This window comes from Cryobacterium sp. M23 (assembly GCF_002929655.1).
Classification (GTDB): Bacteria; Actinomycetota; Actinomycetes; order Actinomycetales; family Microbacteriaceae; genus Cryobacterium; species Cryobacterium sandaracinum.
Genome location: NZ_PJJV01000075.1, coordinates 1 through 16,605, shown reverse-complemented (window position 1 = coordinate 16,605; position 16,605 = coordinate 1). Strand labels below are relative to the sequence as shown.

Annotated in this window: 15 protein-coding genes; 8 read left to right on the top strand and 7 right to left on the bottom strand. The window is 66.3% G+C overall.

Annotated features, from left to right (window positions below; translation table 11 throughout):
• Positions 1-51 precede the first annotated feature (51 nt).
• The 7 genes from whiA (at position 52) to CXY82_RS11025 (ending at position 5,751) form a co-directional block, all read left to right on the top strand.
• Positions 52-1,032 carry a DNA-binding protein WhiA gene (gene whiA, locus CXY82_RS11055; protein WP_104100550.1) on the top strand — a complete coding sequence of 327 codons (981 nt, stop codon included), beginning with the start codon at positions 52-54 and terminating at the stop codon, positions 1,030-1,032.
• Between the two features lie 125 nt (positions 1,033-1,157).
• Complete coding sequence (locus tag CXY82_RS11050) at positions 1,158-1,784, top strand: superoxide dismutase (RefSeq protein ID WP_104170982.1); 627 nt, start codon at positions 1,158-1,160, stop codon at positions 1,782-1,784.
• 84 nt (positions 1,785-1,868) lie between these two features.
• On the top strand, positions 1,869-2,873 hold the full coding sequence (gene gap / locus CXY82_RS11045; protein WP_104170981.1) for a type I glyceraldehyde-3-phosphate dehydrogenase: 1,005 nt from the start codon (positions 1,869-1,871) through the stop codon (positions 2,871-2,873).
• A gap of 11 nt (positions 2,874-2,884) precedes the next feature.
• Entirely contained in the window at positions 2,885-4,099 is a 1,215-nt protein-coding gene (pgk, locus tag CXY82_RS11040) for a phosphoglycerate kinase (protein ID WP_104170980.1), read from the top strand.
• On the top strand, positions 4,090-4,890 hold the full coding sequence (gene tpiA, locus CXY82_RS11035; RefSeq protein WP_104170979.1) for a triose-phosphate isomerase: 801 nt from the start codon (positions 4,090-4,092) through the stop codon (positions 4,888-4,890). The genes pgk and tpiA overlap by 10 nt, the downstream gene beginning before the upstream one ends.
• A 161-nt stretch (positions 4,891-5,051) precedes the next feature.
• Positions 5,052-5,303 (top strand): preprotein translocase subunit SecG, encoded by a 252-nt coding sequence (secG, locus tag CXY82_RS11030; protein WP_104170978.1) that lies wholly within the window; start codon positions 5,052-5,054, stop codon positions 5,301-5,303.
• 79 nt (positions 5,304-5,382) lie between these two features.
• A complete protein-coding gene (locus CXY82_RS11025; protein WP_104170977.1) occupies positions 5,383-5,751 on the top strand; it encodes an RNA polymerase-binding protein RbpA in 369 nt (122 codons plus the stop codon).
• Between the two features lie 95 nt (positions 5,752-5,846).
• Here the strand turns inward: CXY82_RS11025 and pgl are convergent, their stop codons facing one another.
• From pgl to tkt, 6 genes are all read right to left on the bottom strand, one after another.
• Entirely contained in the window at positions 5,847-6,617 is a 771-nt protein-coding gene (gene pgl / locus CXY82_RS11020) for a 6-phosphogluconolactonase (protein WP_104170976.1), read from the bottom strand.
• The gene (locus CXY82_RS11015; RefSeq protein ID WP_104170975.1) at positions 6,614-7,582 is read right to left on the bottom strand and encodes a glucose-6-phosphate dehydrogenase assembly protein OpcA; all 969 of its coding nucleotides are present in this window, start codon (positions 7,580-7,582) and stop codon (positions 6,614-6,616) included. The genes pgl and CXY82_RS11015 overlap by 4 nt, the downstream gene beginning before the upstream one ends.
• Positions 7,579-9,120 carry a glucose-6-phosphate dehydrogenase gene (zwf, locus tag CXY82_RS11010; RefSeq protein ID WP_104170974.1) on the bottom strand — a complete coding sequence of 514 codons (1,542 nt, stop codon included), beginning with the start codon at positions 9,118-9,120 and terminating at the stop codon, positions 7,579-7,581. The genes CXY82_RS11015 and zwf overlap by 4 nt, the downstream gene beginning before the upstream one ends.
• A 69-nt stretch (positions 9,121-9,189) precedes the next feature.
• Complete coding sequence (locus CXY82_RS11005) at positions 9,190-10,797, bottom strand: glucose-6-phosphate isomerase (protein WP_104170973.1); 1,608 nt, start codon at positions 10,795-10,797, stop codon at positions 9,190-9,192.
• Entirely contained in the window at positions 10,794-11,930 is a 1,137-nt protein-coding gene (gene tal / locus CXY82_RS11000) for a transaldolase (RefSeq protein ID WP_104170972.1), read from the bottom strand. Before tal ends, CXY82_RS11005 begins: the two co-directional genes overlap by 4 nt.
• A 59-nt stretch (positions 11,931-11,989) precedes the next feature.
• A complete protein-coding gene (tkt, locus tag CXY82_RS10995) occupies positions 11,990-14,083 on the bottom strand; it encodes a transketolase (RefSeq protein ID WP_104170971.1) in 2,094 nt (697 codons plus the stop codon).
• Positions 14,084-14,366: 283 nt separating this feature from the next.
• On the opposite strand from tkt, the gene CXY82_RS10990 reads away from it, so the two are divergent.
• Complete coding sequence (locus CXY82_RS10990; protein ID WP_233194134.1) at positions 14,367-15,287, top strand: heme o synthase; 921 nt, start codon at positions 14,367-14,369, stop codon at positions 15,285-15,287.
• Positions 15,288-15,363: 76 nt separating this feature from the next.
• Here CXY82_RS10990 and CXY82_RS10985 read toward each other — a convergent pair whose 3' ends face one another.
• A complete protein-coding gene (locus CXY82_RS10985) occupies positions 15,364-16,305 on the bottom strand; it encodes a heme A synthase (protein ID WP_104171047.1) in 942 nt (313 codons plus the stop codon).
• Positions 16,306-16,605 lie beyond the last annotated feature (300 nt).

Sequence of the window (16,605 nt, the reverse complement as noted above, 5' to 3'; positions counted from 1 at the left end):
CGACTACAACTCGGCCCCACATCAGGCCAGGACGACAGAATGGACAAGCGATTGGCACTCACCGCCGACGTCAAAGACGAGCTTGCTCGCGTCGAAATTTCAAAGACCACGGTGCGTGCAGCGGAACTTGCCACCATTCTCCGCTTCTCCGGCGGACTGCACATGATTTCCGGCCGGATCGCCATCGAGTCAGAGCTCGACACCCCTCTCCTCGCCAGGAGGGTGCGCAAAGACCTCGCTGAGCTCTACGGCGTGCGCAGCGACGTGACCGTGATCCCCGCCGCCGGCCTGAGGCGCGCCAGCCACTACCTGGTGCGAGTGCTTGACGGCGGCGAAACCCTCGCGCGCCAGACCGGGCTGCTCGACGCGAGACGGCGCCCGATTCGCGGTCTGCCGAACCGGCTCACCACGGGCTCGAAGGAAGAGATCGCCGCTGTCTGGCGTGGAGCCTTCCTCGCCCACGGCTCGTTGACCGACCCGGGTCGTTCGGCGGCGCTGGAGGTCACCTGCCCCGGGAACGAATCTGCCATGGCCCTCGTGGGAGCCGCCGGCCGCCTCGGAGTCGTCGCCAAGGCGCGTGAGGTTCGGGGCGTGCACCGGGTCGTCATCCGCGACGGCGACGCCATCGGCGCCATGCTCGTGCAGATGGGGGCGCAGGAGACCGTGCTCAACTGGGAGGCCCTCCGCCAGCGTCGCGAGGTGCGCGCGACTGCGAACCGACTGGTCAACTTCGACGACGCGAACCTGCGCCGCTCCGCTCAGGCCGCGGTGGCCGCGTGCGCGCGCGTGCAGCGCGCCATGGAAATCCTTGACGAGGAGATCCCGGAGCACCTCCGCTATGCGGGCGAGCTGCGCCTCTCCTTCCGCGACTCCAGCCTCGACGAGCTCGGTCACCACGCGGACCCGCCCATGACGAAGGATGCCGTCGCCGGCCGCATCCGTCGCCTGCTGGCCATGGCCGACAAGAAGGCCGCCGACCTGGGCATCCCGGGCACGGACGCGAACCTCCCGGCCGACCTCGATGACGTCTGACCTGCCCGGCGTTCAGCGTTCATCCACGTTCGTCACAGCCACAGCGCATCCTGAGTAGACTGGAATTGTTGCTCACGAACGGGTGGCGGAGCGTTACGCGCCGACAACTACAGAGGAGATGCATCTTGACTGAATACACACTTCCGGCTCTGGCCTACGACTACTCGGCCCTTGCGCCGAGCATCAGCGGCACCATCATGGAACTCCATCACGGCAAGCACCACCAGGCCTACGTCACCGGGGCCAACACAGCCCTGGCCCAGCTGGCCGAGGCTCGCGACAGCGGCAACCTCACCTTTGTGAACAAGCTCGAGAAGGACCTCGCGTTCAACCTCGGCGGCCACGTCAACCACTCGATCTTCTGGACCAACCTGTCGCCCGATGGCGGAGATAAGCCCACCGGTGACCTGGCTAGCGCGATCGAGGACAACTTCGGTTCCTTCGACAAGTTCCAGGCCCACTTCGCGGCCGTGGCCCTTGGCGTACAGGGCTCCGGCTGGGCGGTTCTCGCCTGGGACTCGATCGGCCAGCGCCTGATCATTCAGCAGTTCTTCGACCAGCAGGCCAACTTTGCGGCCGGCACGATTCCGGTGCTGATGCTCGACGTCTGGGAGCACGCGTACTACCTCGACTACCGCAACGTTCGTGCGGACTATGTAAAGGCGTTCTGGAACATCGTCAACTGGGCCAACGTCCAGGAACGCTTCACCATCGCACGAGAAAAGACCGCCGGACTGCTGCTCCTTTCCTGAGAGGAGTCGGCCCCAACGGGGGCCCGCATCCCGTCCGATTCACCCACCACAACGCGCCTCGGCGCACAAGAATAGGAGACATTCGTGTCTGTAAAGATTGGTATTAACGGATTTGGCCGCATTGGCCGTAATTATTTTCGCGCCGTCCTGGCCCAGGGCAGCGACATCGAGATCGTCGCCGTGAACGACCTCACCGTGGCGAAGACGCTGGCTCACCTTCTTAAATATGACTCCATCACCGGTCGCCTTCCCGCCACCGTCGAGGTCGATGGAGACACCATCCTCGTCAACGGCAAGCCGATTAAGGTTCTTGCCGAGCGCGACCCCGCCAACCTGCCCTGGGCAGCCCTGGGCGTCGACATCGTGATCGAATCCACCGGACGCTTCACCAAGGCCGAGGATGCGCGCAAGCACATCACCGCCGGTGCCAAGAAGGTCATCGTTTCCGCTCCGGCCTCCGGCGATGCGGCAACCATCGTCATGGGCGTCAATGAGGCGGACTACGACCCGGCCAAGTTCGACATCATCTCCAACGCGTCGTGCACCACGAACTGCCTCGCGCCCCTCGCGAAGGTGTTCAACGACAACTTCGGCATCAAGCACGGCCTGATGACCACGATCCACGCGTACACGGCCGACCAGAACCTGCAGGACGGCCCGCACTCTGACCTGCGTCGTGCCCGCGCGGCCGCTCTGAACATCATTCCGACCTCGACCGGTGCCGCCAAGGCCCTCGGCCTGGTTCTGCCTGAGCTCAAGGGCAAGCTTGACGGCTTCGCGCTGCGCGTTCCGGTTCCCACCGGCTCCATCACCGACCTCACCGTCGTTGCTGAGCGTCCCGTCACCGTCGAGGCCATCAAGGCCGCGTACAAGGCTGCCGCCGAGGGTCCCCTCAAGGGCATCCTCATGTACACGGAAGACGAGATCGTCTCCAGTGACATCGTCACCGACCCGCACTCCTCGATCTTCGACGCCGGCCTGCTTCGCGTCATCGGCGACCAGGTCAAACTGTCCGCATGGTACGACAACGAATGGGGCTTCTCCAACCGCATGGTTGACCTCACCGCGCTCGTCGCCAAGAGCCTCTAACGGAGTCCGCAGTGACGCTGCGTACTATTGATTCACTGGGGCAGCTCGGCGGAAAGCGCGTCATCGTCCGTTGTGACCTGAATGTGCCGTTGCAAGACGGTCAGATCACCGACGACGGGCGCGTCCGGGCATCCTTGCCCACCATCAAGGCCCTCATCGAGCAGGGCGCGCGAGTTGTGATCGTGTCGCACCTCGGTCGCCCGAAGGGCGCACCGGAAGCCAAGTACAGCCTGGCTCCCGTTGCCGACCGTCTCGGCGAGCTCCTGGGCGCGGACGTGGCATTCGCCACGGACACGGTCGGGGCGTCGGCTCAGGCTGCCGTTGCCGCCCTCACCGACGGTGACGTGGTTGTTCTCGAGAACCTCCGCTTCAACGCGGGGGAGACCGCCAAGGACGACGCCGAGCGCGGCGCCTTCGCCACGGAGCTTTCCGCTCTGGGCGATGTGCTCGTCTCGGATGGCTTTGGCGTCGTGCACCGCAAGCAGGCCAGTGTGTACGACCTCGCCGGGATCCTTCCCAGCGCGGCCGGCCTCCTGATCGCCGCTGAGCTCGAAGTCCTGAACCGCCTCACCGAGAAGCCCGAAGTGCCGTACGCGGTCGTTCTGGGCGGCTCGAAGGTGTCCGACAAGCTCGGCGTCATCGGGCACCTGCTGCCCCGCGTCAACTCGCTGCTCATCGGCGGCGGCATGGCGTACACGTTCCTCGCCGCTCAGGGCCACAAGGTGGGCGCAAGCCTGCTGGAGGCCGACCAGATCGAAACCGTTCGCGGTTACCTTCAGGAAGCGGAGCGCCTGGGCGTGCGGATCGTGCTGCCGACGGATATCGTCGTCGCCTCCAAGTTCGGGGCAGACGCCGAGGTGGCGGTCAGCCCGGCCGACGCGATCGAGAGCACCACGTTCGGTGCCTCCGGTCTCGGCCTGGACATCGGACCGGAGACCGCTGCGGCGTTCGCCGACATCATCCGGTCGTCGAAGACGGTCTTCTGGAACGGCCCGATGGGCGTGTTCGAGTTGGCGCCGTTCGCGGAGGGCACCCGTGCGGTGGCCGGCGCGCTGACCGAGGTCGACGGCCTGAGTGTCGTCGGTGGTGGAGATTCGGCCGCGGCCGTGCGCATCCTCGGTTTCACCGATGACCAGTTCGGTCACATTTCTACCGGCGGCGGCGCGAGCCTCGAGTTCCTCGAGGGTAAGCGCCTGCCAGGACTGGAGGTCCTCGGATGGCAGTAAACGAACACCCACGGCGCACTCCGCTGATTGCCGGAAACTGGAAGATGAACCTGGACCACCTCCAGGCCATCGCGTTCGTCCAGAAGCTCGCCTGGAATCTCAAGGATGCGAAGCACGATGTCGCAGCGGTCGAGGTCGCGGTGTTCCCACCGTTTACCGACCTCCGCTCCGTGCAGACGCTCGTCTCCGCTGACAAGCTCCCGATCGCCTTCGGCGGCCAGGACCTGTCGGCCCAGGATTCGGGTGCGTACACCGGTGAGATCTCCGGCGCGTTCCTCGCGCAGCTTGAGTGCAAGTATGTGTTGATCGGTCACTCCGAGCGCCGCACACTGCACGCCGAGACTGACGAAATCGTCGCGGCGAAGGTCACGGCAGCGCTCAAGCACAACCTGGTTCCGATCATCTGCGTCGGCGAGTCTGCCGCGGACCTGGAACTGCACGGCCCGAGCGCCGTACCGGTCGCCCAGTTGCGCGCGGCCCTGGCCGGCGTGACCAACGCGGCCGACTTCGTCGTCGCCTACGAGCCCGTCTGGGCGATCGGTTCCGGCAAGGCGGCAACGCCGGAGCAGGCCGAGCAGGTGGCGGCGCAACTGCGTCTCGTGCTCACGGAGACGCTGGGCCAGGATGTGGCCGACAAGACCCGCATCCTGTACGGCGGTTCCGTGAAGGGTTCTAATATCGCGGGCTTCATGCGCGAGCCGAACGTGGACGGCGCCCTGGTGGGCGGCGCCAGCCTGGATATCGACGAATTCTCGAGCATCGTCCGGTTCCAGCAGCACGTCGGTCTGTAACAAGACAACTGCACCACATCTGCTGTCTCAACTCGGCAGCAGGCCTCGAAGCAGCCCATCGTTCCCCAACAGGGGGTCGGTGGGCTGGTTCGTGAGTCAGGCTATGATTATCACTGATCTTGATGGGTTTTTTGGGCCCATCGCACTGTGAAAGGTTTCGCGTGGAGATTCTCCAGGTTGTGCTGCAGGTGTTGCTCGGAATTACGAGTCTCCTGTTGACCATGCTCATTTTGCTTCACAAGGGGCGTGGTGGCGGTCTGTCCGACATGTTCGGCGGAGGTGTCACTTCCAACCTCGGTGCGTCCGGTGTGGCGGAACGCAACCTCAACCGCATCACCGTCATCCTGGGGTTGCTCTGGATTACCTGCATCGTAATCCTGGGACTCATCACCAAGTTCGACACGGGGCTTTAGCCTCCCGTTTCACAGTTTCGACGAGCTCTAGCTCAACCGGTCAATCGGCTACAACGCCCTTTTCAAGCGGAGGAACATAATGGCATCTGGTGGCAGCGCAATCAGAGGATCCCGGGTCGGTGCCGGCCCCATGGGCGAGCAGGACCGCGGTTTTCACGCGGACCGCATCAAGGTGTCCTACTGGGACGCCCTCGGCAACGAGACCGTGCGTTACTTCGCGGCAAACCTCCCCGATGAAGAGATCCCGGTGACCATCGACTGCCCGTCGTCGGGGCTCCCGGCCGGGCGCGATAAAGAGAACCCGCCGTCGGTGGTCAAGCTTGAACCGTACAAGACGCACCTTGCCTACGTGAAGGAACGCCGGACCGAGGAAGAGGCAGAATCGCTCCTCGAAGAAGCGTTGCAGCAGTTGCGCGTGCGCCGGGGCAAGCTGTCCGCGACGAACTGACGTTTGGACACGCACGCCTGTCGTTCACTGAGAAAGGCCCCGACTCTGGTCGGGGCCTTTCTCGGTGTGTGGGTCTGCCCGAGCAGGTGACTGTTCTAGAACGTCGACGCGGTGAGGTTCTCGGGGACCTCCGCAGCGGCCTCCCGGTCGACGAAGAAGTTCGTGTACCGGCGGCCCTTGATGCCCGCCACGGGCACCTCGTCGCGGCTGGCGCCGGCTAGGGCGAGACCGAGCGCCGATGCCTTGTCCGGCCCGGCCAGCACCATCCACACGCACCGTGAGGAGTTCAGGGCCGGTCGGCTGAGGCTGAGCCGCTCCGCCGGGGGCTTGGGAGAGTTGCGCACGGCGAGCACGCTCTTGCTGTGTTCGCGGATGCCGGCCTGGTGCGGGAATAGGGAGGCGACGTGGCCGTCCGGCCCCACGCCGAGGAAGGTGATGTCGAAGCGCGGCAGGTCGGTTCCCTCGATCGAGGCGGACTCGAGCAACGCGGCGTAGCTCTCGACTGCGGTGTCGAGGTCGACTCCCTCGTCCGAGGCGGCGAAGGGGTGGATGTTCGCCTCCGGGATCTGGATGTGGTCAAGTAGGGCGGTGCGAGCCTGGCGCTCGTTGCGGTCGGGGTGCTCCTTGGGCACCCAGCGCTCGTCACTCCACCAGAACGTGACCAGGCCCCAGTCGATGGTGTCGCGGGCCGCGGAGGCGTTGACAGCTTCCAAGACCTCGATCGCGACGCTGCCGCCGGCCAGGACCACGTTGACTTCTCCCTGTTCGTGCAGGAGGTCCACGGTCGTTGTGATGAATCGGGCCGCCACCGAGGCGGCCAGGGCAGCGCGATCGGTGTGCACGAGTACGCGTCGTTCGTTGGTCACGGTCGTCCTTCGTTGTGTTCTGCGACCACATCGTCAAGGTGCGGTAGGCCGCGCGTGATGACCTCACCATACAGCTCATCGGGGTCGAGGCGGCGCAGCTCGTCGCTGAGGCAGTCCCGCAGGCTCCGGCGCTTGAGGGTGAGGTCCTGAACGGGCTGGCCGGGCTGGGTGAGTCTGGCGATGTCGGGCACGTCTCGTTCGAGCGAGATGAGCCCGGCGGAGCGCGTCAGGTGCACACTCCGGATGCCGTGGGACAGCGGCCCCGTAGTGAACTCGTAGTCCACCGAGACCTGCAGCTGCAGATCGAGCCAGGCGGCGAGCAGGGTCGTGGACGGCGAGTCCGCGGCACCGGTCACCTGCACGGCGGTCACAGGCAGGTAGGGCGGCTGGTCGAGGACCGCCGCCAGCTGGGCGCGCCAGAGGGTGAGGCGGGTCCAGGCGAAGTCCGTGTCGCCGGGACGGTATGAACTGCAGAGGTGATGAAGCGCGGCCTGCGGGTCGGGCTGCGCGGAAGCATCCGTGATGCGCCGGTGGGCGATGCGCCCGAGGGGCGAATCCGCTGGCACAGTGGGCGCCACACCGGGCCACCAGGCCACGACGGGGGCGTCGGGCAGGAGCAGGCCGGTGACCAGGCTTTCCGGGTCGCTGGCGGCCTCACCGTAGGCGCGCAGCACGATGACCTCGCTGGCGCCCGCGTCCCCGCCGACACGGATTTCCGCGTCGACGCGGGGGGCGAGTGGGGAGGCCGTGTCATCCTGGTCCATCGTTGACAGCACGATCACGCGCATGGGGTGTTCCCTGGACGCGTCGTTCGCGGCCTCGATGGCCTCCTCCTCGCGGCCCATGGTGGACGCGATGATGAGCGTAAGCACGCGGCCGAGGGCCACCGCGCCGCCTTCTTCGCGGATGCGCACCAGGGCCTTGGAGATCTTGGAGGTGGTCGTGTTGGGCAGATCGACGATCATGGGCGTCTCCAATGTCGGCCGTCGCGGGACAGCAGTTCGTCGGCCGAGACCGGACCCCAGGTTCCCGGCCGGTATTGCTCGGGCTGGCCCTGCTTCGCCCAGAACTCCTCGATCGGGTCGAGGATCTTCCACGACAGCTCGACCTCCTCGTGCCGGGGAAAGAGCGGCGGGTCGCCCAGGAGCACGTCGAGGATGAGCCGCTCATAGGCCTCGGGGCTGGCCTCGGTGAAGGCGTGGCCGTAGCCGAAGTCCATCGTCACGTCGCGCACCTGCATGCCGGCACCGGGCACCTTGGAGCCGAAACGGATGGTGACGCCTTCGTCGGGCTGCACCCGGATGACCAGGGCATTCTCGCCCAACGGTGCGGAGTTTCCCTTGCCGAAGAGGTGCTGGGGGGCTCGTTTGAACACCACGGCGATCTCGGTGACCCGGCGGCCCAGACGCTTGCCCGCACGCAGGTAGAAGGGCACCCCTGACCACCGGCGGTTCTCAATGGTCAGCCGCAGCGCGGCGTACGTTTCGGTGAGGGATTCGGGGTCCATCCCGTCCTCGTCCAGAAACCCCACGACCTTCTCGCCGCCCTGCCAACCGCCGGCATACTGGCCGCGGGCCGTGCCACGGGCGAGGTCGTCGGGAAGCCGGACGGAGGCGAGAACCTTCTCTTTCTCCGTGCGCAGGTCGGCAGCGTCGAAGGAGATTGGTTCCTCCATGGCGGTTAGCGCCAGAAGCTGCAGCAGGTGGTTCTGGATGACGTCCCGGGCTGCGCCGATGCCGTCGTAGTAGCCGGCCCGACCGCCCACGCCGATGTCCTCGGCCATGGTGATCTGCACGTGGTCGACGTAGTTGGTGTTCCAGATCGGTTCGTACAACTGGTTCGCGAAGCGGAGGGCCAGAATGTTCTGCACCGTCTCCTTGCCCAGGTAATGGTCGATGCGGAAGACCGAGTCGGGCGGGAAGACCGACTCGACCACGGCGTTGAGTTCGCGCGCGGTCTGCAGGTCACTGCCGAACGGCTTCTCGATCACGACCCGCCGCCACTGCCCGTCCGTCTGATCGGCCAGGCCGGAGCGGCGCAGCTGCTCCGTGACCTGCGGGAATGCCTTCGGCGGGATCGACAGGTAGAACGCATGGTTGCCCATCGTCCCGCGCTCCCGATCGAGTTGCGCAATGGTGTCCTTGAGCAGTTGGAACGACGCGGCGTCGTCGAACGACCCCGGCACGAAACGGATGCCCTCGGCGAGCTGAGTCCAGACGTCCTCGTTGAACTCGGTGCGCGCGTACTCCTTGACCGAGTCGTGCACGACTTTCATAAAGTCCTCGTTGGTCCAGTCGCGGCGTGCGAATCCGACGAGCGCGAAACCCGGCGGGAGCAGGCCGCGGTTGGCGAGGTCATAGACGGCCGGCATGAGTTTCTTCCGCGACAGGTCACCGGTGACGCCGAAGATCACCAAGCTGCTGGGCCCGGCGATGCGATTCAGACGGTAGTCGTGTGGTGAACGCAATGGATTGAACTCCGGGGTGATTTCCACCGGGGACATGCAGCTCCTTCGAGGTGTGGCGTTCGAGCACGTTGTTCGGCGCCGGCCCGCGGGCCGGCGCCGAACGGGTTAGCGCAGTGCGTCGAACAGGGTGGCGATGTTCATGGCCGGGTCGGTCAGCGTCAGCGTCAGTACGGGGCGACCATGGTCCGCCAGCACGCTGGCGTCACCGCTGGCTTGGGCCAGGATTAGTTCCCCGAACGTGAAGGGGCGCTCCGGGATGTCGAGGTCGACGTCCGGGGTGGTGAGGATCTGCAGGAACACTCCGGTGGCCGGTCCGCCCTTGTGCAGCTGGCCGGTGGAGTGCAGGAACCGCGGTCCCCAGCCGAACGTGACCGGGCGCTTGGCCAGTGCGGCCAGCAGATCACGGATTTCGGCGAGCTGGGGCAGTTCCAGCCGGTTGACGTAGGCCTGCACGGAGATGTAGCCGTCCGTGCCCAGCTCCTCGATCAGGGCATCGATAGCGGAGGGCAGGTCGCTGGCGGCGCCGATCACGTGCGCGGTGCCGCGGATCTCGATTCCGTCCGTGATGAACGCGGCGGGGACCGGTTCGGGACGGGCGTCGAGGAGACCGCGGGTCGCGTTTTTGGCGGCCTCGACATCCGGCTGGTCGAACGGGTTGATGCCCAGCAAGCGGCCGGCGACGGCGGTGGCATACTCCCAGACGAGGAACTGCGCGCCGAGGGTGCCGCTGATCCGGATCTCGTCGTGTCCGCCGTTGTCGGAGAACACGTCGAGGCCGGCGTCGGAGACCAGGCGAACAACCTGCAGGTCAGGCAGGTCCAGGGTCAGCTCGGGGGCGTCCAGGTCGAGCACGACAGGAAGGATGCCGATGCCCTGTTTGCCGGTGGATTCGGCGATCAGCTGTTCGGCCCAGTCGGCGAAACCGACGATGTGGGTGCCATCCTCGACGATTGCGAGCTTGTCGCGGCGCGGGGTGGTCGCGGCGATGGCCGCACCCAGGATGAGCCCCGGGTTCTCGGCGGTATCCACGGCAAGGGAAAGCGAAACGGCCTCGGCCTCGTCGAGCAGCTCGGCGATGTCCACGCCGGCAAGGCCGGACGGAACGAGTCCGAACGCAGTCAACACCGAGAAACGTCCACCGACTGTGGGATCCGCGTTGAAGACGCGGTAGCCCACGGAACGGGCATCCGCGTCGAGGGGGGAGCCAGGGTCGGTCACGATGATGATGCGCTCGACCGGGTCGATGCCGGCCGCGCGGAAGGCGCGCTCGAAGACACGGCGCTGGCTGTCGGTCTCGACCGTGGAGCCGGACTTCGACGACACCACGAGCGCGGTGGCGGAGAGGTTCTCGCCGAGGGCCGCGAGGACCTGACCGGGGTCGGTGGAGTCGAGCACGGTGAGGTTCACGCCCGCGGTGCGGGTGATGACCTCGGGCGCCAGCGACGAGCCACCCATGCCGGTGAGGGCGATACGGGTGACTCCGCCGGCCCGCAGGGAGTCGCGCAGGGCAAGGATCTCCGCGACCAGCGGACGGGAATCCGTAACGGACTCGGTCCAGCCGAGTCGCTTCGCGGCTTCGGCTTCGGCTTCGGGGCCCCAGAGGGCCGGGTCAAGGGCGGTGATCCCGGATGCGACGAGGTCGGCCACCAGGGTCGGGACGGTGGTGCGAACGGCCTCGGCCGCCGCGCCGCTCACGGAGATGTGCAAGCTCACAGTGCGGCCCCGGTCTTGGTCGTCGTGGCGGTCTCGAGGGCAGCGGTCACGGTCTCGAGGAGTTCATTCCACGAGACGATGAACTTGGCCACGCCTTCGGCCTCTAGAACCTGGGTGACGTCGTTGTACGAGACACCCTCGTTCGCGAGTGCGTCGAGAACCAGGTTGGCTTCGTCGTACGCGCCGGTGATGGAGTTCGCGGGGATGACGCCGTGGTCGAGTGTGGCCTCGAGGGTCTTCTCCGGCATGGTGTTGACGACCTCGGGCGCGACCAGGTTGGTCACATACAGGGTGTCGGGGAGGCTGGGGTCCTTGACGCCGGTGGAGGCCCAGAGGGGGCGTTGCTTGTTGGCTCCGGCGCTGATCAGGCCGAGGGCGCGCTCGGTGGAGAAGGCTTCCTCGTAGACCTGATAGGCGAGCTGGGCGTTCGCGACGCCGGCCTTGCTCTTGAGCGCAAGCGCGGCTGTCGTCCCGATGACCTCGAGGCGGGCGTTGATCTCGGTGTCGACCCGCGAGACGAAGAACGACGCAACGGAGTGGATCACGCTGAGGTCGAGGCCGGCCGCCTTGGCCTTCTCCAGGCCGGAAAGGTACGCGTTGATGACCTGGCGGTGACGTTCGAGGCTGAAGATCAGGGTGACGTTGACGCTGATGCCGAGGGCGATCGTCGCGGTGATCGCCTCGAGACCTTCCACCGTTGCGGGGATCTTAATCATGGCGTTGGGTCGATTGACCTTCGCCCACAGTTCCTGGGCCTGCGTGACCGTGCCGGCCGCGTCGTGGGCCAGCCCGGGCTCGACCTCGATCGACACGCGCCCGTCGACGCCGCGGGTGCGATCGTAAACCGGGCGGAAGATATCGCTGGCCGCGGTCACATCGTCGGTGGTGATCTCGAACACGGCGTCGTGCACGCTGGTGCCGGCGGCGGCAAGAGCGGCCACCTGCTCCGCGTACGCCTCGCCCTTGCTGAGGGCGCCGGCGAAGATCGTCGGGTTGGTGGTCACGCCGACGATGTTCTTCGTGTCGATCAGGTTCGCCAGGCCGCCGGAAGCGATGCGTTCCCGGGACAGGTCGTCCAGCCAAATGCTGACGCCGGCCAATGACAGCTCGGTTAGGGGAGTGTTCTCAGTCATATTTCGTATCTCCTTGGAATGCAGGGTATTCAGGTGTGTGGTGTCGCGGCGCAGCGGGTTCAGTGCGCGGCGAGAGTTTCCTTGGCGGCGGCGACGACGGCATCCGTCGTGATGCCGAATTCACGGAACAGGGTCTTGTAATCGGCCGACGCACCGAAGTGCTCGATCGAGACGCTGCGGCCACGGTCGCCGACGTACTTGTCCCAGGTCAACGCGATTCCCGCCTCGACGGATACCCGGGCGGTGATCGATGCGGGCAGGACAGCCTCGCGGTACTCGGCGCTCTGCTCCCGGAACCATTCGAGGCTGGGGGCCGACACGACGCGCGCGCTGATGCCTTCGGCCCGGAGCTGCTCGCGGGCCGCCAGGGCCAGCTGCACCTCGGAGCCGGTGCCGATCAGGATCACATCAGGGGTGCCGCCCGCAGCCTCAGCGAGCACGTAGGCGCCCCGGGCCACGTTTCGGGCGGATGCGAGCACGTCGCCGGTGGCGTCGCCCTCGCCGCGCTCGAACACGGGAATGTTCTGGCGGGTCAGCACGATGCCGGCCGGTCCCTGGCGGCGCTCGAGGATCGTCTTCCACGCCCAGGACACCTCGTTGGCGTCGCCGGGGCGCACCACGTCGAGTCCGGGGATGGCGCGCAGGGTCGCGAGCTGCTCGATCGGCTGGTGGGTGGGGCCGTCCTCGCCGAGGGCGACGGAGTCGTGGGTCCAGACGAAGATCGAGGGGGCCTGCATCAGCGCGGCCAGGCGGATGGCCGGTCGCATGTAGTCGCTGAAGATCAGGAAGGTGCCGCCGAAGGGGCGGGTGTTCCCATGCAGCACGATGCCGTTCAGGATGGCGGCCATGGCGTGTTCGCGGATGCCGAAGTGCAGCACGCGGCCGTAGGGGTTGCCGGTCCATTCGCCGGTGGAGTGCTCGCTCGGAATGAAGGAGGCAGCACCGCCGATGGTGGTGTTGTTCGATTCTGCGAGGTCGGCGGAGCCACCCCACAGCTCGGGGATGACCGTGCCGAGCGCGGTGAGGACCTTGCCGGACGCGGCACGGGTCGATACCTCCGTGCCGGCGGGGAAGACGGGCAGGGCCGCCTCGACGCCGTCGGGTAGGTCGCCGGAGAGCACCCGATCGAGCAGGATCTTGCGCTCAGGGTTGGCGGTCGCCCAGGCCTCGAACTCGACGTTCCAGGCGGAGTGGGCGGCGGCCCCGCGGTCCACGGCCTGTCGGGTGTGCGCGATGACCTCGTCGGCGACCTCGAAGGCCTGCGCGGGGTCGAAACCGAGGACCGTTTTGACGGCGGTCAGCTCCTCGGCGCCGAGCGCCGAACCGTGGATCTTGCCCGTGTTCTGCTTCTTCGGGCTGGGCCAGCCGATGATGGTCTTCAGGATGATCAGCGACGGCTTGTCGGTGACTGCCTGGGCCGCCTCGATCGCGTCGTGGAGTGCGGCGACGTCCTCGACGTAGGCGCCGGTCTGCTTCCAGTCGACTGTCTGCACGTGCCAGTCGTAGGCCGAATAGCGGGCCGCGACATCCTCGGTGAAGGCGATGTTGGTGTCGTCCTCGATGGAGATCTGGTTGCTGTCGTAGATCGCGATCAGGTTGCCGAGCTGCTGGTGGCCGGCGAGGGAGGAGGCCTCGCTCGTGATGCCTTCCTGCAGGTCGCCGTCGCCGGCGATCACGTACACGAAGTGATCGAACGGGCTCGTGCCGACCGACGCCTCCGGGTCGAACAGTCCGCGCTCGAAGCGGGAGGCGTAGGCGAAGCCGACGGCGGAGGCCAGACCCTGGCCCAGAGGACCGGTCGTGATCTCGACCCCGTCGGTGTGGCCGTACTCCGGGTGCCCGGGCGTCTTGGAACCCCAGGTGCGCAGAGCCTTCAGATCTTCGAGCTCGAGTCCGTAGCCACCGAGGTACAACTGCACGTACTGGGTGAGCGAGCTGTGGCCGACCGAGAGAATGAAACGGTCCCGACCGATCCACTCGTTGTCGGACGGGTCACGCCGCATCACCTTCTGGAACAGGAGGTAGGCCGCGGGAGCGAGGCTCATGGCGGTACCGGGATGCCCGTTCCCGACCTTCTCCACGGCATCGGCCGCGAGGAGGCGTGCGGTGTCGACCGCCTTGCTGTCAATTGAATCCCACTGCAGTGCTGCCACTTGGTATTGACCCTTCTGAAGACAAGGGAGAAGGTTGCTGAGAACCCGCACCCGCTATTGTGCGCGCCCGAGGACATCAGCGTCATCACGGTGTCGCAGCAGATGCCCGGTTCCGGTGGATCAGCATGCATGCACCGAGATTGGCGAGCACCCCCAGTATAGGCAACGCCGGTTCGGACCCGTGATGTGTCGTCTCGTGACGCACCCCCGGCGGCCCGTCGACGGTTTCGGTTCCGACAGTTCGCCTAGAATCACAGTCACTGTCACCAGCGTTGGAGGAGCCTTGCCCGGAGCAGCCGAAACCCACACCCTGAGCACCCCACGCACGCTCCGGCGCACGGCAAGGGCCTACCTCTCGCTGACCAAGCCGCGGGTCGTGGAACTGCTCCTGGTGGTCACCGCTCCCACGATGATCCTGGCCGAACAGGGCATCCCGAGCCTGTGGCTGGTCGTGGCAACCCTGATCGGCGGTTCGCTTAGCGCCGGCTCTGCCGGGGCGTTCAACTGCTACATCGACCGGGACATCGACCGGCTGATGAAGCGTACCCAGAATCGCCCGCTCGTCACGGGGGAACTCACCGACCGGCAGGCCCTGGTGTTCGCCTGGCTGGTCGGTCTGGCATCGATTCTCTGGCTGCTGGCCTTCACGAACTGGCTCGCCGCGGCCCTGTCGCTGGGCGCCATCCTGCTCTATGTCGTCTTCTACACGATGGTTCTGAAACGCCGCACGGCCCAGAACATCGTCTGGGGCGGCATCGCGGGCTGCATGCCCGTGCTCATCGGCTGGGCCGCCGTGACCGGCGACCTATCATGGCCGCCCTTCGTCCTGTTCCTGATCATCTTCCTGTGGACGCCGCCGCACTACTGGCCGCTTTCCATGAAATACCGTGACGACTATCAGGCCGCCGGGGTGCCGATGCTCGCCGTCGTGCGCGGCCGCAGCCAGGTGGGCCTTCAGGTCATCCTGTACGCTTGGGCGACCGTCGCCTGCTCGCTCCTGCTCGTACCGATCGCGGACATGGGTCTGCTGTACCTCTTCGTAGCCCTGGTGACCGGCGCCTGGTTCATCTACGAGACGCACCGGCTGTACGGCCTGGCGATCCGTCACGTGGAGGTGTCGCCGATGCGCGTCTTCCACGGTTCGATCGCCTATCTCACCCTGTTGTTCCTGGCCGTCGGAGTTGATCCGCTGCTCCCGTTCTAGCCCGCAGCTCCCGTTCGACACCGGGCACGGCGTTCGGGCTGTGATGACCACAACTAAACGACGAGGACTTACGTCGCTACCGGCGACCGACCAGGTCGGGGGTGGTCGCTCTGGGGGACACCCGCACGTCCACCGGTGTGCTGAGGTTCAGGACGAGCGCGGTCAGGATGGCCACGAGCACGCAGGAGAGCACCATGTGGATGCCGACCAACCCGGCAGGGAGCCCCGTGTTGGACTGGATCAGGCCGACGCCGACCTGCATGGCCTCGACGAGCAGAAGGAGAAGGGCCCAGCCCTGCGTCGGCAGAGCGCGCGAGAAGGCCACGACCAGGAGAACCACGGTGAGGGCAACGGTGACGTAGGCCGGCCAGCTGTGCACGTGCTGCAGGATTTCGGGGTCAAGGCCCGTGCGGGGAGCATCCGCGTCCCCGGCGTGCGGGCCCGAGCCGGTGGTGAGGATGCCGACGAGGATCGTGACGAACACGACCGCGCTCGTGACATACGCCAGCGTCCGATACCAGACCGGAACCGCGAGGGTGCGCGGCACCCGGCCGGTGTAGACCCGGTGCACGAAGACGGTGCACAGCACGACCAGGATCACGGAGATCACGAAGTGGATGCCGACCACATAGGGGTTCAGCTGGGCAAGAACGCTGATGCCGCCGATAACGGCCTGCGCGGGGATGCCCAACCCCGCGAGCAGGGCGACCCAGAACAGGTCGGGGCGCTCCTTTCGGAGGCGCACCACGGCGAGGAAGGCCGCGATCGCGACCAGGCCGAGGGCAACTCCGAGCAGGCGATTGCCGAATTCGATGTAGCCGTGGATGCCCATCTCGGGCGTGTTGACCACTGAGTCCGCGGTGCACTTGGGCCAGGTGGGGCAACCGAGGCCCGAGCTGGTCAGGCGCACCAGTCCACCCGTCCCGACCAGCAGAATCTGGGCGGCGAGGTAGATCCACGCGATCACACGCACACGCCTGTCAATCCTGGTCGGCAACCACGCCGTAATTCGATTCACCGGTTCTGCTCCCTCTTCGATGACCACATGTGAAAACGCCGGATCGCACTGCTGAACCCGTCGCCAGCCTGTAGAATTAGGTGTTTCATGGGCGGGAGCGTTGCGGTTACCACAACCGCGGCGCTTCATCCCGTCGTCCTTAAACATCTTAGGTACGCAACGTAGCCGCCCACACAACCGATCCCTGACCGGGTCTCCGCTGGAGGCCATTCTGGGAACGACCGGACTAATATCCGGGTTGCCGGGGTGGCAGAAGAGGTAAATATGTCTGACGTCCTTCTTGACCGCCCCGAACTTGCG